At 72.5% G+C, this 20874-nt stretch carries 19 protein-coding genes; 16 read left to right on the plus strand and 3 right to left on the minus strand.

The annotated features are described in order from the left end of the window. Positions 1-13 precede the first annotated feature (13 nt). From hisI to HGK68_RS07185, 16 genes are all read left to right on the plus strand, one after another. Positions 14-379, plus strand: coding sequence for a phosphoribosyl-AMP cyclohydrolase (gene hisI / locus HGK68_RS07110; RefSeq protein WP_169165339.1), 366 nt, complete (start codon positions 14-16; stop codon positions 377-379). Beyond that, positions 376-1935 carry an anthranilate synthase component I gene (locus tag HGK68_RS07115; protein WP_169165340.1) on the plus strand — a complete coding sequence of 520 codons (1560 nt, stop codon included), beginning with the start codon at positions 376-378 and terminating at the stop codon, positions 1933-1935. The genes hisI and HGK68_RS07115 overlap by 4 nt, the downstream gene beginning before the upstream one ends. Further along, positions 1932-2510: a Trp biosynthesis-associated membrane protein gene (locus tag HGK68_RS07120; RefSeq protein WP_169165341.1), complete on the plus strand. Its 579-nt coding sequence runs from the start codon at positions 1932-1934 to the stop codon at positions 2508-2510. Before HGK68_RS07115 ends, HGK68_RS07120 begins: the two co-directional genes overlap by 4 nt. A gap of 93 nt (positions 2511-2603) precedes the next feature. Next, complete coding sequence (locus HGK68_RS07125) at positions 2604-3038, plus strand: DUF4190 domain-containing protein (RefSeq protein WP_169165342.1); 435 nt, start codon at positions 2604-2606, stop codon at positions 3036-3038. 119 nt (positions 3039-3157) lie between these two features. Beyond that, positions 3158-3493 (plus strand): DUF2752 domain-containing protein, encoded by a 336-nt coding sequence (locus tag HGK68_RS07130; RefSeq protein ID WP_246260657.1) that lies wholly within the window; start codon positions 3158-3160, stop codon positions 3491-3493. Positions 3494-3562: 69 nt separating this feature from the next. After that, positions 3563-4285: a DUF4190 domain-containing protein gene (locus HGK68_RS07135; RefSeq protein WP_169165343.1), complete on the plus strand. Its 723-nt coding sequence runs from the start codon at positions 3563-3565 to the stop codon at positions 4283-4285. A gap of 74 nt (positions 4286-4359) precedes the next feature. Continuing rightward, on the plus strand, positions 4360-4674 hold the full coding sequence (locus HGK68_RS07140; RefSeq protein ID WP_246260660.1) for an HGxxPAAW family protein: 315 nt from the start codon (positions 4360-4362) through the stop codon (positions 4672-4674). Positions 4675-4757: 83 nt separating this feature from the next. Further along, entirely contained in the window at positions 4758-5573 is an 816-nt protein-coding gene (gene trpC, locus HGK68_RS07145; protein WP_169165345.1) for an indole-3-glycerol phosphate synthase TrpC, read from the plus strand. A 2-nt stretch (positions 5574-5575) separates the two neighbouring features. Beyond that, positions 5576-6907, plus strand: coding sequence for a tryptophan synthase subunit beta (gene trpB / locus HGK68_RS07150; protein ID WP_169165346.1), 1332 nt, complete (start codon positions 5576-5578; stop codon positions 6905-6907). Further along, on the plus strand, positions 6904-7716 hold the full coding sequence (gene trpA / locus HGK68_RS07155; protein WP_425483669.1) for a tryptophan synthase subunit alpha: 813 nt from the start codon (positions 6904-6906) through the stop codon (positions 7714-7716). Before trpB ends, trpA begins: the two co-directional genes overlap by 4 nt. Positions 7717-7773: 57 nt before the next feature. After that, on the plus strand, positions 7774-8670 hold the full coding sequence (gene lgt / locus HGK68_RS07160; protein ID WP_169165347.1) for a prolipoprotein diacylglyceryl transferase: 897 nt from the start codon (positions 7774-7776) through the stop codon (positions 8668-8670). Between the two features lie 129 nt (positions 8671-8799). Then, positions 8800-13365, plus strand: a complete 4566-nt coding sequence (gene gltB, locus HGK68_RS07165) for a glutamate synthase large subunit (RefSeq protein WP_169165348.1) — start codon at positions 8800-8802, stop codon at positions 13363-13365. Beyond that, positions 13358-14836, plus strand: coding sequence for a glutamate synthase subunit beta (locus HGK68_RS07170; RefSeq protein ID WP_169165349.1), 1479 nt, complete (start codon positions 13358-13360; stop codon positions 14834-14836). Before gltB ends, HGK68_RS07170 begins: the two co-directional genes overlap by 8 nt. Positions 14837-15219: 383 nt before the next feature. Then, positions 15220-16650: a pyruvate kinase gene (gene pyk, locus HGK68_RS07175; protein ID WP_169165350.1), complete on the plus strand. Its 1431-nt coding sequence runs from the start codon at positions 15220-15222 to the stop codon at positions 16648-16650. A 116-nt stretch (positions 16651-16766) separates the two neighbouring features. Beyond that, positions 16767-17399 (plus strand): SRPBCC family protein, encoded by a 633-nt coding sequence (locus tag HGK68_RS07180; protein WP_169165351.1) that lies wholly within the window; start codon positions 16767-16769, stop codon positions 17397-17399. Between the two features lie 96 nt (positions 17400-17495). After that, a complete protein-coding gene (locus tag HGK68_RS07185) occupies positions 17496-18002 on the plus strand; it encodes a mycothiol transferase (protein WP_169165352.1) in 507 nt (168 codons plus the stop codon). Here HGK68_RS07185 and HGK68_RS07190 read toward each other — a convergent pair. Genes HGK68_RS07190 through HGK68_RS07200 form a run of 3 tightly spaced genes read right to left on the minus strand, consistent with a single transcriptional unit; the run spans position 17992 to position 20869 of the window. Beyond that, positions 17992-18834 carry an ABC transporter ATP-binding protein gene (locus tag HGK68_RS07190; RefSeq protein ID WP_169165353.1) on the minus strand — a complete coding sequence of 281 codons (843 nt, stop codon included), beginning with the start codon at positions 18832-18834 and terminating at the stop codon, positions 17992-17994. The two genes, HGK68_RS07185 and HGK68_RS07190, sit on opposite strands and share 11 nt — an antisense overlap. Then, positions 18831-19856, minus strand: a complete 1026-nt coding sequence (locus HGK68_RS07195) for a FecCD family ABC transporter permease (RefSeq protein ID WP_206155822.1) — start codon at positions 19854-19856, stop codon at positions 18831-18833. The genes HGK68_RS07190 and HGK68_RS07195 overlap by 4 nt, the downstream gene beginning before the upstream one ends. Then, positions 19853-20869: a FecCD family ABC transporter permease gene (locus HGK68_RS07200; RefSeq protein WP_246260662.1), complete on the minus strand. Its 1017-nt coding sequence runs from the start codon at positions 20867-20869 to the stop codon at positions 19853-19855. The genes HGK68_RS07195 and HGK68_RS07200 overlap by 4 nt, the downstream gene beginning before the upstream one ends. Positions 20870-20874: the final 5 nt, after the last annotated feature.

A 20874-nucleotide genomic window follows, 5' to 3' on the forward strand; every position in this document is an offset into this window, starting at 1 on the left:
CAGGATCACTGCTGTGACTGAGACGTTGGACCCCACCATCGCTGCCCGACTCAAGCGCGACGACGCCGGACTGGTCGCCGCCGTCATCCAGCAGCACGACACCGGCGAGGTGCTCATGCTCGGCTGGATGGACGACGAGGCGCTGCGCCGCACCCTCACCGGGGGCCGCGTGGTGTTCTGGAGCCGGTCGCGGCGGGAGTACTGGCGCAAGGGGGACACCTCGGGTCACGCGCAGTACGTGCGGTCGGTCGCGCTGGACTGCGACGGTGACGCGCTGCTGGTCCGGGTCGACCAGGTCGGCGCCGCCTGCCACACCGGGACGCGCACCTGCTTCGAGGCGGGCGGCGACCTGGGCGCTGTCGTGGGGGAGCGGGCATGAGCGGCGTCGACGCCGCCGGTCCGGTCCAGGTGCCCTGGGGTCAGACCTGGCCCGCACTGGACGAGTTCCGCGAGCTGGCCACCGAGCGGCGGGTGATCCCGGTCGTGCGCCGCCTGCTGGCCGACGACACCACGCCGGTCGGCCTGTACCGCACCCTCGCCCAGGGACGACCCGGCACCTTCATCCTGGAATCCGCCGAGCAGGACGGCACCTGGTCGCACTGGTCGTTCGTCGGTGTGCGCTCCCGGGCCACCCTCACCGTCCGTGACGGCCGGGCGGCCTGGCTCGGCGACGTCCCGGCCGGGGTGCCCACCGAGGGTGACGTGCTCGACGTGCTCGGTGGCACCCTGGAGGTGCTGCGCACCCCGGAGATCGCCGGCCTGCCACCGCTGACCGGCGGCCTGGTCGGCGCGCTGGGCTGGGACATCGTCCGGCACTGGGAGCCGACCCTGCCCGCGGCCGCACCCGAGGAGCTGGACGTCCCGGAGCTGTCGCTCTGCCTGGCCAGTGATCTGGCGGTCACCGATCACCGGGACGGCTCGGTGTGGCTGGTCGCCAACGCGATCAACTTCGACGGCACCGACGAGCGGGTGGACGAGGCGCACGCGGACGCGGTGACCCGGCTGGACGCGATGCAGCAGCAGCTGCTGACCGGTGCCGCTCCGGCGGTGTCGGCGCTGGTGCCGGATGCCCCGGCCCCGGAGCTGGAGTTCCGTTCGGAGCGGGCGGAGTACCAGGACGCGGTGCGTGCCGGTCAGGTGGCGATCCGGGACGGCGAGGTGTTCCAGGTCGTGCTCTCCCAGCGCCTCGACCTCGACTGCCCGGCCGACCCGCTGGACGTCTACCGGGTGCTGCGCACGATCAACCCGAGCGCGTACATGTACTACCTCCAGTTGCAGGACGCGCACGGCGGTGACTTCGCGGTGGTCGGCTCCAGCCCGGAGACCCTGGTGAAGGTGGCCGAGCGGAAGGCCACCACCTTCCCGATCGCCGGATCGCGCCCGCGCGGGGCGACCCCGGAGGAGGACCGCCGCCTGCACGACGACCTGATGGTCGACCCCAAGGAACGCGCCGAGCACCTGATGCTGGTCGACCTGGCCCGCAACGACCTGGTCAAGGTCTGCGTCCCGGCGACCGTCGAGGTCAGCGAGTTCATGCAGGTGCACCGCTACAGCCACATCATGCACATCTGCTCCACGGTCACCGGCGAGCTGCGTCCGCAGGCGACCGCGCTGCAAGCGCTCACGGCCACCTTCCCGGCCGGGACCCTGTCCGGTGCACCGAAGCCGCGCGCGATCGCCCTGATCGACGAGATCGAACCCGCACGTCGCGGCATCTACGGCGGCACCGTCGGGTACTTCGACTTCGCCGGGAACATGGACATGGCGATCGCGATCCGCACCGCGCTGATCCGCAACGGCCGGGCCAGCGTGCAGGCGGGGGCCGGGGTGGTCGCGGACTCGGTGCCGGAGCTGGAGTACGAGGAGTCGCGGAACAAGGCGGCCGCCGCCGTCCGGGCGGTGCAGATCGCCGCGCAGCTGCGGCCGGTGCGATGAACCCCACCCGCCGCGGCCCCTGGGTCCTGCTGCTCCTGGTGCTCGCCGGGCTGTGCGGCGCCGTGACGCTGCCCGCCTGGGTCACCGCCACCGCCACCGGGCCCGTGATCGGCACGGTCGACGTCCGGGTGACCGGTGCGGCCGCCGCCCCCGGCGTGATCGGCGCGTCGCTGGTGCTGGCCGCCGCGGCGATCGCGCTCGGCCTGGTCGGCCGGATCGGACGCTGGGTGGTCTGCGTGGTGGTCGCGGCCGCCGGCGCGCTGGTGGTGGTCGGGGCCCTGGGTGCGCGCGCGGGGGCGGTGGACCGGGCGCAGCAGCGGGCAGCCGACCTCACCGGGGTCGGGGTGCTCGACGGCGACGTGACCCTCGCGCCGTGGCCCTGGGCCGCGGTCGGACTCGGCGTGCTGGTCGTGATCGCCGCGATCCTGCTGCTGCGGGCGTCGGCGCACTGGGCAGCGCCGTCGTCGCGGCACGAGCGGGCCGATCAGCAGCCGGTCACCCGCCGGAGCGAGCCGCCCGAGGACGACGAGCGGGCCACCTGGGACGCACTGGGCCGGGGCGACGACCCGACCTGACCTGAGACGCCACTGTGCGGCGAGCAGCCTGGCTGGATAGCCTGTGCCGCGATTGCGGTGCAGTGACCGCAACCTTCCCCGCGAGGAGACGTGATGTCCACCCCGAACCAGCCGCAGGACCCGTACCAGCCCGGTGACGGCAGCACCGGCGACTCCACCCCGCAGTACGGCCAGACCCCGTCGTACGGCCAGTACGGTGCGCCCCAGGACCCGGCCGGCGGCTACCCGTCCTACCCGGGTGGCCAGGGCGGCCCGCAGACCCCGATGTACGGCTTCCCGAAGAACAACCTGGCCGTCTGGTCGCTGGTCCTCGGCATCGTCGGCCTGCTGGTCTGCGGTATCGCCGGTATCCCGGCGATCATCCTCGGCAACAACAGCAAGAAGGCCGTCGCCCGCGGTGAGGCGAACAACGGTGGCATGGCGACCGCCGGCATCGTGCTCGGCTGGATCTCCGTGGCCTGGCTGATCATCGTCGTCATCCTCGGCATCACCGGTGGCCTGGCCGGCATCCTGGGGACGAACAACTGACCCCCACGGTCGACGCGCGGTCCCGGGCGACGGCTCCCACCGGAGCCGTCGCCCGGCTGCGTGCCGCCCGTGCCCCGCTGATCACGGGTGCCGTCATCGGTGCCGCCGGTCTCGCGCTGGTGCTGCGCGACCCGCACGCCTCCGGCTCCTGGGGCGTCTGCCCGCTCTACGGCCTCACCGGCTGGTACTGCCCGGCCTGCGGTGGTCTGCGCGCCACGCACGACCTGCTGGTCGGCGATCTGGCCGGGGCCTGGGCGATGAACCCGCTCTGGGTGCTGCTGGTGCCGGTGCTGGTCGGACTGTGGGGCTGGTGGGCGCTCCGACGTTGGCAGGGCCGGCCGCTCGGGTTCCGGGTGCCGGACCGCTGGCTGGTGGTCGCCCTGGTGCTGTTGCTCGGCTACGGGCTGGCGCGGAACGTGCCCGCCTGGGCGGGGTGGTTGGCGCCGCCCGGGTGACAGGTGACCTGCTGGGCCGGTTCAGCCGCTACGGTGTCCTGCGACCCACGGCCGAGCGCGAGGAGCAGCATGTCCACCCCTGACCCGCAGGACCCGCACCGTCCCAGCGACGAGCCGGGCCAGGCCGCACCCTCGCCCTACGACCAGTGGGCCCGTGGTGAGCAGGTTCCCGGCTCCGAGAACGCACCGGCGTCCGGTGGCACGACTCCGTACCCGGCGGCCCCGCTCGGCAGCCCGGCGTACGGCCAGTCCCAGGACCCGTACGGCCAGGCCCAGACCCCGTACGGCCAGGCCCAGACCCCGTACGGCCAGCCCCAGGACCCGTACGCGCAGGCCCAGACCCCGTACGGCCAGCCCCCGGACCCGTACGCGCAGGCGCCCTACGGCCAGAGCCAGGCCTCGTACTCGCAGCAGCCCGCGACTCCGCAGCCGGGCGCGTTCCCGTCGCCCGGCGCGTACGCCCCGCCCGGTGGGTACCCCCAGTCCGGCTTCCCCGCCGGCGGGTACTACCCGCCGGTGGCGACCTACCCCAAGAACTCCCTGGCCATCTGGTCCCTGGTGCTCGGCATCATCAGCGTGGTCGGCTTCTGGGCGCTGTGCCCGTTCCTGGCCGCGATCGGGGCGGTCGTCACCGGTCATCAGGCCCGGGGCGCGGTCGGCCGTGGTCAGGCGAACAACGGCACGATGGCGACCTGGGGTCTGGTGCTCGGGTACATCGGGCTCGGTCTGGCGGCGGTGTACTTCATCTTCACCTTCACGCAGGGTTTCATCGACGGGTGGAACGGCGTCTGACCACCTCGGGCGCGCCCTCGCCCGTCACCGTCGGCTAGGGTGGCGACATTCCGTCAGAAAGGTGCTGGGAGACGATGGCCGGTCAGCCGCTGCGTACTGAGAACCCCCGGGGTGGCGTCGCCGCCACCGCACAGGGTCCGCGGATGGAGGCCCTGCGCCTCCCGCCGGTGGCTCCGCCCACCAACCACGGCCGCACCGTCGCGGCCTGGACGGTCACCTACGTGGTCGTCGCCGGTTTCCTGGTGGCGGCCCTGGCGATGATCTTCTCCCTGGTCTGGTTGTTCTGGGTCGGGATGGGTGCGGCGATCGCGGGTGTGGTCGCCGGGATCGTGCTGCGGGCCGCGGGCTTCGGCCAGGGTGGCAAGCACACCCCCTCGCACCACCACTGAGCAGCTCATCTGGTGGGCGGGTGGTCCGACCACCCGCCGGGCGGCTCTACGATGACCGAGCCGCCGAAGTGGGGAGACGTCCGATGGCAACTGTTCTCGACGACATCGTGGCCGGGGTCCGCGAGGATCTGGCCGTGCGCCAGGCCGCGACCTCGCTGGACGAGCTGAAGGAGCGGGCCTCGCACGTCCGCGGCGCGGTCGACTGCGTGTCCCGCCTCCGGCTGGCCGACGCGGTGACCGTGATCGCGGAGGTGAAGCGGTCCAGCCCCAGCAAGGGCGCGCTGGCTACCATCACCGACCCGGCGGCACTGGCGGCCGAGTACGAGAAGGGCGGCGCGTCCGTCATCTCCGTGCTCACCGAGCAGCGCCGGTTCAACGGCAGCCTGGCCGACCTGGACAGCGTGCGTGCAGCGGTGGACATCCCGGTGCTGCGCAAGGACTTCGTGGTCACGCCGTACCAGGTCTGGGAGGCGCGGGCGCACGGCGCCGACCTGGTGCTGCTGATCGTGGCAGCGCTGGAGCAGACGGTGCTGACCTCCCTGGTGGAGCGGGTGCACTCCCTGGGCATGACCGCCCTGGTCGAGGTGCACGACTCCGAGGAGGCGATGCGCGCGATCGACGCCGGGGCCCGTGTGGTCGGCGTCAACGCCCGTGACCTCAAGACCCTGGAGGTGGACCGCGGCACCTTCGCCAAGGTCGCCCCGTCCATCCCGAGCGATGTGGTCCGGGTCGCCGAATCCGGTGTCCGTGGCCCGCACGACGTCATGGACTACGCCCGGGCCGGTGCCGACGCGGTGCTGGTCGGCGAGGCGCTGGTCACCGACGACGCGCCCCGCCAGTCGGTGGCGGACCTGGTCGCGGCGGGTGCGCACCCGTCGCTCCGCGCCGTCCGGCAGTAGGAATGGTCGAGAGAAACCCGAGGAATACCGTGTCCGACGCAGCATCCGGCCGCCCCGGCACCACCCGCACCCCGGCCACCGGCCCGCTGGCGCAGCACGAGGGTCCGTACTTCGGCGAGTTCGGCGGGCGGTTCGTGCCGGAGGCGCTGGTCGCGGCGCTGGACGAGCTCGCGGACGCCTTCGCCAAGGCCAAGGCCGACCCGGCCTTCGGTGACGAGCTGAACCGCCTGCACCGCACCTACACCGGTCGGCCCAGCCCGCTGACCGAGGTGCCGCGCTTCGCCGCCCACGTCGGCGCGGGTGTCCGGGTGTTCCTCAAGCGCGAGGACCTGAACCACACCGGCTCGCACAAGATCAACAACGTGCTCGGCCAGGCCCTGCTGGTGAAGCGGATGGGCAAGACCCGGGTGATCGCGGAGACCGGTGCCGGTCAGCACGGCGTCGCCACGGCCACCGCCGCCGCCCTGCTCGGCCTGGAGTGCACCGTCTACATGGGCGCCGTCGACGCCGAGCGCCAGTCACTGAACGTGGCCCGGATGCGGCTGCTCGGCGCCGAGGTGATCCCGGTCGAGATCGGCACCCGGACCCTCAAGGACGCGATCAACGAGGCGCTGCGCGACTGGGTCGCCAACGTCGCCACCACGCACTACCTGCTGGGCACCGCCACCGGCCCGCACCCGTTCCCGAGCATGGTCCGCGACCTGCACTCGATCATCGGCGAGGAGGCGCGCGCGCAGCTGTCGGCGGAGATCGGTCGACTGCCGGACGCCGCCGTGGCCTGCGTCGGCGGTGGGTCGAACGCGATCGGCCTGTTCAACGCGTTCCTGGACGAGCCCTCGGTGCGGCTGTTCGGCTTCGAGGCCGGCGGTGCGGGCATCTCCTCCGGCCGGCACGCGGCGCGGTTCAGCGGCGGCGCCCCGGGCGTGCTGCAGGGCACCCGCTCGTACCTGTTGCAGGACGAGGACGGACAGACCCTGCCCAGCCACTCGGTCTCGGCCGGGCTGGACTACCCGAGTGTCGGGCCCGAGCACGCCTGGCTGCACGACACCGGTCGCGCCACCTACCTGCCGGTCACCGACGACGAGGCGATGGAGGCGTTCCGGATCCTCTGCCACACCGAGGGGATCATCCCGGCGATCGAGTCCTCGCACGCCCTGGCCGGGGCGATCAAGCTCGGCGCCGAGGTCGCCTCGTGGCGCGAGGACGGGCAGGAGCCGGTGATCCTGGTGAACCTGTCCGGCCGTGGTGACAAGGACGTGGCGACCGCCGCCGCCTGGTTCGGTCTGGTCGAGGACAAGCACGTGGTCGACGCCGACGAGGGAGAGCAGCTGTGACGACGCCCCAGGACGTGACCACCCGGAACCGGACCGGCGCCACCCTGGACCGGCTCACGCAGGAGGGCCGTGCCGCACTGGTCGGCTACCTGCCGCTGGGCTACCCGGACCTGGCCGGATCGGTCGCCGCCGCCCGGACCCTGGTCGACAACGGCGTGGACATCATCGAGCTCGGCCTGCCCTACTCGGACCCGGTGATGGACGGCCCGACCATCCAGCACGCCGTGGACCAGGCACTGGCCCAGGGCACCCGGGTGCGGGACGTCTTCGGCGCGGTGGAGCAGATCGCCGCGACCGGTGCGCCCACCCTGGTGATGACCTACTGGAACCCGGTGCTGCGCTACGGCGTCGACGCCTTCGCGCGCGACCTGGCGCAGGCGGGTGGTGCGGGGCTGATCACCCCGGACCTGATCCCGGACGAGGGCGCCGACTGGATCGCCGCCTCCACCGCACACGAGCTGGACCGGGTGTTCCTGGTCGCGCCGTCCTCCACCCCGGAGCGGCTGGCGATGACGGTCGCCGCCTCGGAGGGCTTCGTCTATGCCGCCTCGACCATGGGCGTGACGGGAGAGCGGACCAGCGTGGGCGCACAGGCGGGCCGGTTGGTCGACGCCACCCGTGCCGCCGGCGCCGCGCGGGTCTGCGTCGGACTGGGTGTGTCCCGACCGGAGCAGGCGGCCGACATCGCCCGCTACGCGGACGGTGTGATCGTGGGCAGCGCCTTCGTGCGCGCACTGGACAGCGGACTGGACGAGCTGGGCCGGGTGGCGGCGGCGCTGGCCGCCGGGGTGGCCGACGCACGACTGTGACCTGATCGCCGTCGGACCGCCACCGAGGTCGGACCGCGCAGCGTTTACAGTCCTCGGGTGATCCTCTCCATCCCGAGTCCTTCCCAGGCGGTCTGGCACCTCGGACCGCTCCCGCTGCGCGCGTACGCGCTGTCGATCCTGGTCGGGATCGTGGTCGCGGTCCTGCTCACCCAGCGGCGCTGGAAGGAACGCGGCGGCGACCCGGACGAGGTGCTGGAGATCGTGTTCTGGGCGGTGCCCTTCGGCATCGTCGGCGGCCGGATCTACCACGTGATCACCAGCCCGGACCAGTACTTCGGCGCGGGGGGTGACCCCTGGAAGGCGTTCGCGATCTGGGAGGGCGGCCTCGGCATCTGGGGCGCGGTCGCCCTCGGCGCGGTCGGCGCGTACATCGGCTGCCGCCGGATGAAGGTCAGCTTCCCGGTGTTCGCCGACGCGCTCGCCCCCGGCCTGCTGATCGCGCAGGCCGTCGGCCGACTGGGCAACTGGTTCAACCAGGAGCTGTTCGGCGGCCCGACCACCCTGCCCTGGGGGCTGGAGATCGACGCCGCGCACCTGCCCGCCGGGTATGCCCCGGGCACGCTGTTCCACCCGACGTTCCTGTACGAGCTGCTGTGGAACCTGGCCGGTGCGGCGCTGCTGATCTGGCTCGACCGCCGCTTCCGGCTCGGCCACGGCCGGGTGTTCTGGCTGTACGTGGTCGTCTACACCACCGGTCGGCTCTGGATCGAACTGGTCCGGATCGACCCGGCGCACACCATCGCCGGACTGCGGGTCAACGTCTGGATGTCGATCATCGTCGGTATGGGGGCGCTGGTAGCGTTCGTCGTGGTCGGACGTCGTCATCCCGGACGCGAGACCGGAACCCGCTCCGCCGACTCGGCCGCACCTGATCCCGAGTCCCCGGCGCCCGACGCGACGGCCCCCGCCAGCACACCCGCGGCTGAGCAGTAGCCGCCGCATCTGAGACGGTGTGAAACACCCGCGTTTCGGGCGTGTATCGTCTCCCCACCCCGGGCCGACGACGTCCCACCCCCCACAGGTCTCGACGTGGCCCGCCCCCGGGCCGTGAGGACGGTGCAGATGCCCGCGTCATCGATCGACGCCCCGCAGTCGCAGGGTCTCTACGACCCCGCGGCCGAGCACGACGCCTGCGGTTTCGCCTTCGTGGCGACGCTGCGCGGCACCCCCGGGCGTGACATCGTCGACGCCGGTCTGACCGCGCTGCTCAACCTGGACCACCGCGGTGCGGTCGGTGCCGAGGAGAACAGCGGCGACGGTGCCGGCATCCTGACCCAGATCCCGGACGCGTTCCTGCGCGACGTGGTCGACGCCGACCTCCCACCGGCCGGTCACTACGCGATCGGGATGGCCTTCCTGCCGATGGACGAGGCCGAGCGGATCGCCACCGAGCGTGCCGTCGAGGCCCTCGCCGCCGAGGAGAAGCTGGACGTCCTGGCCTGGCGCGACGTACAGGTGACCGCCGACCTGGTCGGCCCCAGCGCGCGCGCCTCGATGCCGTTCTTCCGCCAGCTCGTGGTCGCCGATCCCTCGCGGGAGCTGGCCGGGGTCGACCTGGACCGGCGGGCGTTCCGGCTGCGCAAGCGTTCCGAGCGGGAGCTGGGGCTGTACTTCGCCTCGCTGTCGGCGCGGACCCTCGCGTACAAGGGGATGTTGACCACCGGGCAGCTGGAGCCGTTCTTCACGGACCTGTCCGACCCCCGGTACGCGAGCGAGATCGCGCTGGTGCACTCGCGCTTCTCCACCAACACCTTCCCGTCCTGGCCGCTCGCCCAGCCGCTGCGCCTGATCGCGCACAACGGCGAGATCAACACGGTCAAGGGCAACCGGAACTGGGTCGCCGCCCGCGAGGGCACCCTGCGCAGCGAGGAACTGGGCGACCTGTCGCCGCTGCTGCCGGTCTGTACCCCCGGCGGGTCGGACTCCGCGTCCTTCGACGAGGTGCTGGAGCTGCTGCACCTGTCCGGCCGCAGCCTGCCGCACGCGGTGATGATGATGATCCCGGAGGCGTGGGAGAACCACGCCCAGATGGATCCCGCCCGCCGCGCGTTCTACGAGTACCACGCCACCCTGATGGAGCCCTGGGACGGCCCGGCGGCGATCACGTTCACCGACGGCACCCTGATCGGTTCGGTGCAGGACCGCAACGGTCTGCGCCCGGGCCGGTTCTGGGTGACCGAGGACGGCCTGGTCGTGATGGCCTCCGAGGCGGGCGTGCTCGACCTGGACCCGGCCAGCGTGGTCCGCAAGGGCCGCCTGGAGCCGGGCAAGATGTTCCTGGTCGACACCCGCAAGGGCCGGATCGTCGAGGACGACGAGGTCAAGGCCCAGCTCGCCGCGCAGAAGCCCTACGCGCAGTGGGTGGCGGAGAACTCGGTCTACCTGGACCAGCTGCCGGAGCGGGAGCACATCGCGCACTCGACCGCCAGCGTGCGCCGTCGTCAGCGCGCCTTCGGCTACACCGAGGAAGAGCTCAAGATCATCCTGACCCCGCTGGGCGCCACCGGTGCCGAGCCGCTGGGTGCGATGGGGTCGGACACCCCGGTCGCGGTGCTGTCCAGCCGGCCGCGGCTGCTCTTCGACTACTTCACCCAGATGTTCGCCCAGGTCACCAACCCGCCGCTGGACGCGATCCGCGAGGAGCTGGTCACCAGCATCGGCGGTGCGATCGGCCCGGAGCCGAACCTGCTGGAGGACGGCCCGCAGCACGCCCGCAAGCTGGTGCTGCCGTTCCCGGTCCTGGACAACGACGGCCTGGCCAAGATCGTCAAGGTGCACAAGGACCCGGCGATGGCGGGCATCTTCCGCAGCACCATCGTCCGCGGCCTCTACCCGGTCTCCGGCGGCGGCGCCGCTCTGGAGCACCGGCTGGAGGAGATCTTCGCCGAGGTGGACCGTGCGGTCTCCGACGGCGTGAGCTTCATCGTGCTCTCCGACCGCGAGGGTGACGCCGACCGGGCGCCGATCCCGTCGCTGCTGCTGCTGTCGGCCGTGCACCACCACCTGCTGCGGCGGCACACCCGCACCCAGGTGTCGCTGGTGGTCGAGGCCGGCGATGTGCGCGAGGTGCACCACGTCGCGCTGCTGATCGGCTACGGCGCCGCCGCGGTGAACCCCTACCTGGCGATGGAGACCGTCGAGGACCTGGCACGGTCGGGCTTCCTCGGTGACGTCGAGCCGGAGAAGGCGGTCGCCAACCTGATCAAGGCCCTCGGCAAGGGCGTGCTCAAGGTGATGTCCAAGATGGGCATCTCCACCATCGCCTCCTACCGCGGCGCCCAGGTCTTCGAGGCCATCGGGCTGTCCCACGCGCTGGTCGACCGGTACTTCACCGGCACCACCAGCCGTCTGGGCGGCATCGGCCTGGACGTGATCGCCGCCGAGGTCGCCGCGCGGCACGCCGACGCCTACCCGGCCTCCGGCAACCGTCAGCCGCACCGCCGCCTGGCCACCGGTGGCGAGTACCAGTGGCGCCGGGACGGGGAGGACCACCTGTTCGACCCGGAGACCGTCTTCCGGTTGCAGCACTCCACCCGTACCCGGCAGATGGACGTCTTCCGGCAGTACACCCACCGGGTCAACGAGCAGTCCGAGCGGCTGATGACCCTGCGCGGCCTGCTGACTTTCCGCGAGGGTGCGCGCACCCCGATCCCGGTGGAGGAGGTCGAGCCGATCAGCGAGATCGTCAAGCGGTTCTCCACCGGCGCGATGTCCTACGGGTCGATCAGCCAGGAGGCGCACGAGACCCTGGCCATCGCGATGAACCGGCTCGGCGCCAAGTCGAACACCGGTGAGGGCGGCGAGGACCCGGAGCGGCTGCATGACCCGGAGCGCCGCTCCGCGATCAAGCAGATCGCCTCCGGTCGGTTCGGGGTGACCAGCGAGTACCTGACCTTCGCCGACGACATCCAGATCAAGCTCGCCCAGGGCGCCAAGCCCGGTGAGGGCGGTCAGCTGCCCGGCCCGAAGGTCTACCCCTGGGTCGCCAAGACCCGGCACTCGACCCCCGGCGTCGGCCTGATCTCCCCGCCGCCGCACCACGACATCTACTCGATCGAGGATCTGGCCCAGCTGATCCACGACGCGAAGAACGCCAACCCGTCGGCCCGGATCCACACCAAGCTGGTCTCGGAGTTCGGCGTCGGCACCATCGCCGCGGGTGTCGCCAAGGCGCACTCGGACGTCGTACTGATCTCCGGCCACGACGGCGGCACCGGTGCCAGCCCGCTGACCTCGCTCAAGCACGCCGGGACCCCCTGGGAGATCGGCCTGGCCGAGACCCAGCAGACCCTGGTGCTGAACGACCTGCGTGACCGGGTGGTCGTCCAGGTGGACGGTCAGCTCAAGACCGGTCGGGACGTGATCATCGGTGCGCTGCTCGGGGCCGAGGAGTTCGGCTTCGCCACCGCCCCGCTGGTGGTCTCCGGCTGCATCATGATGCGGGTCTGCCACCAGGACACCTGCCCGGTCGGCGTCGCCACCCAGAACCCGGAGCTGCGCGCCCGGTTCACCGGCAAGGCCGAGTTCGTGGTCACCTTCTTCGAGTTCATCGCCCAGGAGGTGCGCGAGATCCTGGCCGAGCTGGGCTTCCGCAGCCTCGAGGAGGCGGTCGGGCACGTCGAGCTGCTGGACACCCGCCAGGCCGTCGACCACTGGAAGGCACAGGGACTGGACCTGTCGCCGGTGCTCGCGGTGCCCGAGGTGCTGCCCGGCTCGGCCCTGCACCACGTGCAGGACCAGGACCACGGCCTCGACCGGGCGCTGGACAACCAGTTCATCGCCCTGGCCGGACCGGCCCTGGAGGACGCCCGGCCGGTGACCATCGAGCTCCCGGTGCGCAACGTGAACCGGACGGTCGGCACCATGCTCGGCCACGAGGTCACCAAGCGCTACGGCGGCGAGGGCCTGCCGGACGGCACCATCGACGTGCGGCTCACCGGCTCGGCCGGGCAGTCGTTCGGCGCGTTCCTGCCGAGCGGCATCACCCTGACCCTGGAGGGCGACGCCAACGACTACGTCGGCAAGGGCCTGTCCGGCGGCCGGATCGTGGTCCGCCCGCACCGGTCGGCCGCGCTGGCCGGGTCACACAACGTGATCGCCGGCAACGTGATCGGCTACGGCGCGACCTCCGGGGAGCTGTTCGCCAGCGGCCTGACCGGTGAGCGCTTCGGGGTGCGCAACTCCGGTGCGACCCTGGTCACCGAGGGCGTGGGCGACCACGGCTGCGAGTACATGACCGGCGGCACCGTGCTGGTGCTCGGCCGCACCGGGCGGAACTTCGCCGCGGGCATGTCCGGCGGGTCGGCCTACGTGCTGGACCTCAAGCCGGAGCGGGTGAACGTGCAGTCGATGGCTGCGGGGGAGTTGGCCCTCACCGCGCTCACCGACGAGGACGCCGCGCTGGTCACCGACCTGATCCGCCGTCACCGTGAGCTGACCGGCTCGCAGATCGCCGCCGAGCTGCTCGACGGCGACACCCTGTCCGACGAGGTCCGCGCCCGGTTCACCCGGGTGCAGCCGGTCGAGTACTCCCGGGTCCGGGAGGCGCTCGCCCAGGCACAGGCCGATGGACTCGACACCAGCGCCCCCGGCGTGTGGGAGAGCATTCTGGAGGTGGCACGTGGCTGACCCCCGTGGGTTCCTGAAGGTCCGGGAGCGCGAGCTGCCCCCGAACCGCCCGGTCGAACTGCGGCTGATGGACTGGCGCGAGGTGCACGAGCACCTGTCCGTCGCCGAGGACAAGCAGTCGGCGACCCTGATCCACCAGCAGGCCGGTCGCTGCATGGACTGCGGTGTGCCGTTCTGCCACAACGGCTGTCCGCTCGGGAACCTGATCCCGGAGTGGAACGACCTGGTCTGGCGCGGGCAGTGGGCGGAGGCCATCGAGCGGCTGCACGCCACCAACAACTTCCCGGAGTTCACCGGTCGGATCTGCCCGGCCCCCTGCGAGTCCGCCTGCGTGCTGGGCATCAACCAGCCCCCGGTGACGATCAAGAACGTCGAGGTCACGATCATCGACGAGGCCTTCGACCGTGGGCTGGTGACCCCGCAGGTGCCGCAGCGCCTGACCGGGCACACCGTCGCCGTGGTCGGTTCCGGCCCCGCCGGTCTGGCCGCCGCCCAGCAGCTGACCCGGGCCGGGCACACCGTCGCGGTCTACGAGCGCGACGACGAGATCGGCGGCCTGCTGCGCTACGGCGTGCCGGACTTCAAGCTGGAGAAGCGGCACATCGACCGCCGTCTGGCGCAGATGTCCGCCGAGGGCACCCGGTTCCGTCCCGGCGTGGCGATCGGAACCGACATCACCTGGGCGCAGCTGCGTGCCCGCTACGACGCCGTGGTGATCGCCACCGGCTCCACCGTGCCGCGCGAGCTCGCGCTGCCCGGCCGCGAGCTGTCCGGCATCCACCCGGCGATGGACTACCTGCACCAGTCGAACGCGCTGGTCGCGGGCAAGGTGGTCGCCGAGCCGATCGACGCCGCCGGCAAGCACGTGATCGTGATCGGTGGCGGTGACACCGGATCGGACTGCCTCGGGACCGCACTGCGCCAGGGAGCCGCCTCGGTCACCACACTCGCCATCGGCAAGCAGCCGCCGACCGAGCGCCCGGCGAACCAGCCCTGGCCGACCGACCCGGTGGTCTTCGAGGTCTCGTCCTCGCACGAGGAGGGCGGTGAGCGCACGTACCTCGCGTCCACGGTGGCCTTCGAGGGCACCGACGGGCAGGTGACGTCGCTGACGCTGGCCGACACCGAGTACCTGCCGGACGGTCGTCGGGTGCCCACCCCGGGCACCGAGCGCAGCATCCCGGCCGACCTGGTGCTGATCGCGATGGGCTTCACCGGTCCGGAGACCGAGCACCTGGTCGAGCAGACCGGGGTCGACCTGACCGGACGCGGCACGATCAAGCGGGCCGCCGACTTCGCGACCAGCGAGCCCGGCGTGTTCGTGGCCGGGGACGCCGGTCGCGGCCAGTCGCTGATCGTGTGGGCGATCGCCGAGGGGCGGGCCGCCGCCGCCGCGGTGGACAGCTACCTGACCGGCAGCACCGAGTTGCCCGCACCGGTCACCGCCGCCACCACCGCGCTGCGCGCCTGACCGCGCGCACCCCGCGCGCCCGACCCCGCGCACCGCGCGCACCCGACCCCGCGCACCGCGCGCACCCGACCCCGCGCACCCCACGCACCCCGCGCACCCAGGTGACAGAAACCGACGCTCGAGCCCCGCTTCCAGCGTCGGTTTCTGTCATCTCGGCTCCGCGCTGTGTCCTAGGTCCTGGTATGGGCTCGTAGGGATGGGTACGTGGGGGGGTATTCGGGTGGGATCGGTCTCGGTCGGCGGGCACGGGGGAGGGCAAACCGCGTGCGGGGACGTAGACTGAGCCACGGCCTGGTGCGTCCGGTCGTGGACGTCTGGACATCCGGCCTGAACGGCGAGGACACCCTCGAACCGCCCACCACGAAAGGCCAAGGCTGTTACCCATGCGTAGAGCGAAGATCGTCTGCACCATCGGCCCCGCGACGGAGTCCGCCGAGCAGATCCAGGCTCTGGTCGACGCCGGTATGGACGTCGCCCGAATCAACCGGAGCCACGGCGACGCCGAGGCGCACGCCAAGGTGTACGAGAACGTCCGCGCCGCCGCTCAGGCCTCGGGCCGCTCCGTCGCCGTCCTGGTCGACCTCCAGGGCCCGAAGATCCGCCTCGGCCGGTTCGCCGAGGGCAAGCACTACCTCGCCGAGGGTGACACCTTCACCATCACCACCGAGGACGTGCCGGGCACCAAGGAGCTCGTCTCCACCACGCACAAGGGCCTGCCGAACGACGCCCGGGTCGGTGACCCGCTGCTGATCGACGACGGCCGCGTGCTGGTCCGCGTCACCGCGGTCGAGGGCCCCCGGGTCGTCACCCGCGTCGAGGTCGCCGGTCCGGTCTCGAACAACAAGGGCATCAACCTGCCCGGCGTGGCCGTCTCCGTGCCGGCCATGTCCGAGAAGGACACCGAGGACCTGCGCTGGGCGCTGCGGATCGGCGCCGACATCATCGCGCTGTCCTTCGTCCGGAACGCCGCCGACTACGACGACGTGCGCCGGATCATGGAGGAGGAGGGCCGGGTCGTCCCGGTCATCGCCAAGGTCGAGAAGCCGCAGGCGGTCGAGAACCTGCCGGAGATCGTCGACGCCTTCGACGGCATCATGGTCGCCCGTGGCGACCTCGGTGTGGAGCTGCCGCTGGAGCAGGTCCCGCTGGTGCAGAAGCGCGCGATCGAGCTGGCCCGTCGCAGCGCGAAGCCGGTCATCGTCGCCACCCAGGTGCTCGAGTCCATGACCAACAACCCGCGCCCGACCCGCGCCGAGACCTCGGACTGCGCCAACGCGGTGCTCGACGGTGCCGACGCGGTCATGCTGTCCGGTGAGACCTCGGTCGGCGAGTACCCGATCGAGACCGTGCGCACCATGGCGCGGATCATCGAGGCCACCGAGGAGATGGGCCGCGAGCGGATCGCTCCGCTCGGTTCGACCCCGCACACCCGCGGTGGCGCGATCACCCGGGCCGCCGCCGAGGTCGGTGAGGCGCTGGACGTGAAGTACCTGGTGACCTTCACCCAGTCCGGTGACTCCGCCCGTCGGATGTCCCGCCTGCGCAGCTCCATCCCGCTGCTGGCCTTCACCCCGGACGAGGCGGTGCGCAACCGCCTGTCGCTGACCTGGGGCACCCAGACCTACCAGGTGCCGCCGGTCGAGCACACCGACGACATGGTCAAGCAGGTCGAGCAGACCCTGCGCGCCCAGGGCCTGGCCGAGTCCGGCGACTACGTGGTCGTCGTGGCCGGTACCCCGGTCGGCGTGGTCGGCTCCACCAACACCGTCGTGGTGCACAAGATCGGTGACGAGGCCTCCGGCCGCGTCGCCTGATCACCTCATCAGCACGGCACCGAACGGCCCCGCGGCATTGCGCCGTGGGGCCGTTCGGCGTTCGCGGGACCTGTGACCCCTGGCGGTGGCGGCCGGCGGATGATGAGGTGTCAGGCATGCCACGTCTCTTGCGCATCCTCACGGTCGGTGCCGCCCTGAGCACCGGGTACGTCCTGGCCCGACAGCAGGCCCTGCGCCTGGGGGCGACCCAGGTGGAACGGTCGATCGGGTTGCCCGGCGACGAGCTGCTGCCGGATGCCGACCTGGTCGCCACCCGGGCGATCACCGTCCCCGCGCCCGCGTCCGCGGTGTTCCCCTGGCTGCTGCAGCTGGGCCAGGGGCGCGGTGGCTTCTACAGCTATGACGCACTGGAGAACCTGCTCGGGCTGGACATCCACTCCGCCGACCGGATCGTGCCGGAGTGGCAGGACCTCGCGGTCGGCGACTCGGTGCGGCTGGGCGAGCGGGTCGAGCTGCGGGTGGCGCGACAGGAACCCGACCGGGCGCTCGTCCTGCAGGGTGACGCGCCCGCGCTGCCGGACGAGGAGACCGCGCCCTTCGACTTCGTGTGGTCGTTCGTGCTCCGGCCCGGTCAGCTGCCGGGCACCACGCGGCTGGTGGTGCGCGAACGCTACGGCTACCGCGAACCGTGGGCCCGGTACCCGGTGGCGGCGATGACCTGGGCCAGCACGCTGATGACCGCCGGGATGCTTCGCGGCATCCGCGACCGCGCGGCACGCGCGCGCTGACCTCGGCGCGCCCCGGGTGAGCTGTCCGAACGCGCTGGGTGCAGGCGTCTGCCATGGACCGTGCGCGCGCAGGTCGGCGGGCATAGCGTGGCAGGCATGAACGGAATCGATGTCCTGACCGAGGGATTCGGCCGACTCGACGACCTGGTGCGCACCGCCGTCTCCGGACTCGGCGAGGCGCAGCTGGCCGAGCGGATCGGACCGCAGGCGAACACCGTGGCGTGGCTGGTCTGGCACCTCGCCCGGGAGCAGGACGCCCAGATCGCCGAGCTCTCCGGCACCGACGAGGTGTGGGTCGCCGACGGGTGGGCCGACCGCTTCGCGCTGCCGCTCGACCGCGCGGACAACGGCTACGGGAACAGTCCCCAGCAGGTGGCGGTGGTGCGGGCCTCCGCCGAGCTGCTGGTCGGCTACGCGCAGGCGGCGACGGCCGCGTCGATCGGGTACGTCTCGGGGCTGACCGACGACCAGTTGGACGACGTGATCGACCCGGGCTGGGACCCGCCGGTCACCCGGGGCGTCCGCCTGGTCAGTGTCCTGGACGACGCGATCCAGCACGCGGGCCAGGCGGCGTTCGTGCGCGGGATCCTGCTCAGCGCCTAGGCCGACGGCCGCTCGGACCCGGAGCGGCGATCGACCTCGGGTCCGCCGAGCGACGGTCCAGCGGGACCACCATCGGGGTGCCGGTCACCGGGTCCGGCACCACCCGGCAGGGCAGGTCGAAGACCCGGTGCACGAGGTCCTCGGTGAGCACGTCCTGGGGCGGCCCCTGCGCCACCACCGTTCCGTCCCGCATCGCGATCAGGTGGGTGGCGTAGCGGGCCGCGTGGTGCAGGTCGTGCAGCACCGCCACCAGCGTCCGGCCCTGCTGCTCATGCAGATCGCGGCACAGGTCCAGCACCTCGATCTGGTGGGCGATGTCCAGGAACGTGGTCGGCTCGTCGAGCAGGAGCAGCGGGGTGTCCTGGGCGAGCACCATCGCCAGCCAGACCCGTTGCCGTTGCCCGCCGGACAGTTCCCCGGCCGGCCGGTCGGCGAGGTCGCCGACGCCGGTGGCCCGCATCGCCTGCTGCACCGCTGCCTCGTCCTGTGGGGACCACTGGCGCAGCAGGTGCTGGTGCGGGAACCGGCCACGGGCGACCAGATCGGCGACGGTGATCCCGTCCGGCGCGGTGGGCGACTGGGGGAGCAGGGCGAGTCGCCGGGAGGTCTCCTTGGCCGGGCGCGACCGGATCGGTGCGTCGTCCAGGTACACCTCGCCGGAGCGGGGTCGCAGCAGGCGGGCCAGGGCACGCAGCAGGGTGGATTTCCCGCAGGCGTTCGGCCCCACGATCACGGTGAACGAGTCGTTCGGGATGCTGACGTCCAGGGACCGGGCGATCACCCGGTCGTCGTAGCCGAGGCTGAGGTCCTCGGCGCGCAGGCGGTCGGTCACGAGGTGTGGTCCTTCCGGGTGAGCAGCCAGAGCAGGTAGATCCCACCGAGCAGTCCGGTGGCGATCCCGACCGGCACCGACCAGGCGAAGGGCAGATGCGCCGACAGCAGATCGGCGGCGACCAGCAGGGTGGCGCCGAGGAATGCCGACGGGATCAGCTGGGCACCCGTCGCGCGGGTGAGTCGCCGCACCAGCTGGGGTGCGGCGAGAGCGACGAAGGCGATCGGCCCCGCGGCGGCGGTGGCCACGGCGGTGAGGGCGACCCCGAGGGCGGTGGCGATCATCCGGGTCCGACCGGCCGACACGCCGAGCTGCCGGGCGGTGTCGTCGCCCATCTCCAGGACGTTCAGCCGACGGGACTGGGTGGCGACCAGCGGCAGCACGACGGCCAGCACCACGAGCACCGGCACCGCCTGCTCCCAGCGACGACCGTTCAGCGAACCCTGCAACCAGATCTCCGCCTCCAGCGCCTGATCGAGGTTCGCCCGGGTGAGCAGGAGCGAGTTGACCGCCTTCAGCAGCGCGCCGACCCCGATGCCGACCAGCACCAGGCGGTACCCGCCGCCGGAGCGCTTCGACGCCGACAGCCCGAAGACGACGGCGGCGGTGACCGCCCCGCCCCCGATCGCCCACCCGCCGACCTCCAGCGGTCCGCCGTCGAACCAGGCGATCTGCAGCACGGCGCCGGTGGCAGCCCCGGCGGTGAAGCCGATCAGGTCCGGGGAACCGAGCACATTGCGCGAGATCGACTGGAAGATCGCCCCGGCCGTGCCCAGCGCGGCGCCGACACCCAGCGCGGTGAGCAGCCGGGGGAGTCGGATGCCCAGGACCACCCGGCCGGTCCGGGGGTCCACCTCGCGGCCGAGCAGGGTGTCCAGGATCTCGGCGGCCGACAGCGGGATCGTGCCGCGCCCCATCGCGACCACGCCGAGCGCGACCGCCACCACCAGCAACGCCAGGCAGATCACCACCGTGCGCGGCGACCACCGCAGGGAGAACCCCCGCCAGCGCAGGACGCTCACAGCGCCACCATCCGGCGACGTCGCACCAGCCAGACGAACACCGGTGCGCCGACCACCGCGGCGACGATCCCGGCCTGCACCTCCGACGGCCGCGCGATCACCCGGCCGACGACGTCCGCCGCCAGCAGGAGGTCGGCGCCGAGCAGCGCGGACAGCGGCACCAGCCGGCGATGATCCGGTCCGGTGAGCAGCCGGGCGACATGCGGCGCCGCCAGCCCGATGAAGGCGACCGGCCCGGCCCCGGCGGTGGCACCACCGGCGAGCAGCACGATCGCCACCCCGGACAGCGACCACGTGCGCCCGATGGACGCGCCGAGGGCGGCCCCGGTGTCGGCGCCGAGCGCCAGCGCGTTCAACGACCCGGCGAGCGACCAGGCCAGCACCAGCCCGGCCACGATGATCGGGGTGACCGCCGCCAGCACCGCCATGCCCCGCCCCTGCAGGGCGCCGACCACCCAGAACCGGAACACGTCGAAGACCTCCGGGTAGTTGATCGTGATCGCGCTGGTCACCGAGCCGAGCACCACGGAGACCGCGGTCCCGGCGAGTACCAGCCGGACCGCCGACCCGCCGCGCACTCCACCGCGGATGCCGCCGCCCAGACCGAGGACGAGCCCGGCGGCCAGTGCGGAGCCGAGCAGCGCGAAACCCAGGTAGGAGCCGGGGGTGGTCAGGCCGAGCACCGCGATCGCCGTCACCACCGCCGCCGCGGCCCCGGCGTTGACACCGAGCACGCCGGGGTCGGCGAGCGGGTTGCGGGTGATGGCCTGCATCAGGCACCCGGCGACGCCGAGTGCCGCGCCGACCACCAGGCCGAGTCCGGTGCGGGGCAGGCGCAGGGTGTGCACCACCAGCTGGGCGTCGTCGGCCGGGTCGTAGGCGGTCAGGGCGTGCCAGGCGGTCGACAGCGGCAGCGTGCTGGACCCGACCATGAGGCTCAGCAGAGCCAGCACGACCAGGACCAGCGACGCCACCGCGAACGCCGGACCCCAGCGGGTGGCCGTCCGGGTCACGCGCG

Origin of the sequence: Cellulomonas taurus (assembly GCF_012931845.1) — a bacterium.
In the GTDB taxonomy this organism is placed as follows: Bacteria; Actinomycetota; Actinomycetes; order Actinomycetales; family Cellulomonadaceae; genus Cellulomonas; species Cellulomonas taurus.

Bases quoted from the DNA above. Each gene is read 5' to 3' on its own strand.
- HGK68_RS07115 (WP_169165340.1), top strand. From the start codon at position 376: ATGAGCGGCGTCGACGCCGCCGGTCCGGTCCAGGTGCCCTGGGGTCAG.
- HGK68_RS07120 (WP_169165341.1), top strand. From the start codon at position 1,932: ATGAACCCCACCCGCCGCGGCCCCTGGGTCCTGCTGCTCCTGGTGCTC.
- HGK68_RS07125 (WP_169165342.1), top strand. From the start codon at position 2,604: ATGTCCACCCCGAACCAGCCGCAGGACCCGTACCAGCCCGGTGACGGC.
- HGK68_RS07135 (WP_169165343.1), top strand. From the start codon at position 3,563: ATGTCCACCCCTGACCCGCAGGACCCGCACCGTCCCAGCGACGAGCCG.
- HGK68_RS07140 (WP_246260660.1), top strand. From the start codon at position 4,360: ATGGCCGGTCAGCCGCTGCGTACTGAGAACCCCCGGGGTGGCGTCGCC.
- trpC (WP_169165345.1), top strand. From the start codon at position 4,758: ATGGCAACTGTTCTCGACGACATCGTGGCCGGGGTCCGCGAGGATCTG.
- trpB (WP_169165346.1), top strand. From the start codon at position 5,576: ATGGTCGAGAGAAACCCGAGGAATACCGTGTCCGACGCAGCATCCGGC.
- gltB (WP_169165348.1), top strand. From the start codon at position 8,800: ATGCCCGCGTCATCGATCGACGCCCCGCAGTCGCAGGGTCTCTACGAC.
- pyk (WP_169165350.1), top strand. From the start codon at position 15,220: ATGCGTAGAGCGAAGATCGTCTGCACCATCGGCCCCGCGACGGAGTCC.
- HGK68_RS07180 (WP_169165351.1), top strand. From the start codon at position 16,767: ATGCCACGTCTCTTGCGCATCCTCACGGTCGGTGCCGCCCTGAGCACC.
- HGK68_RS07185 (WP_169165352.1), top strand. From the start codon at position 17,496: ATGAACGGAATCGATGTCCTGACCGAGGGATTCGGCCGACTCGACGAC.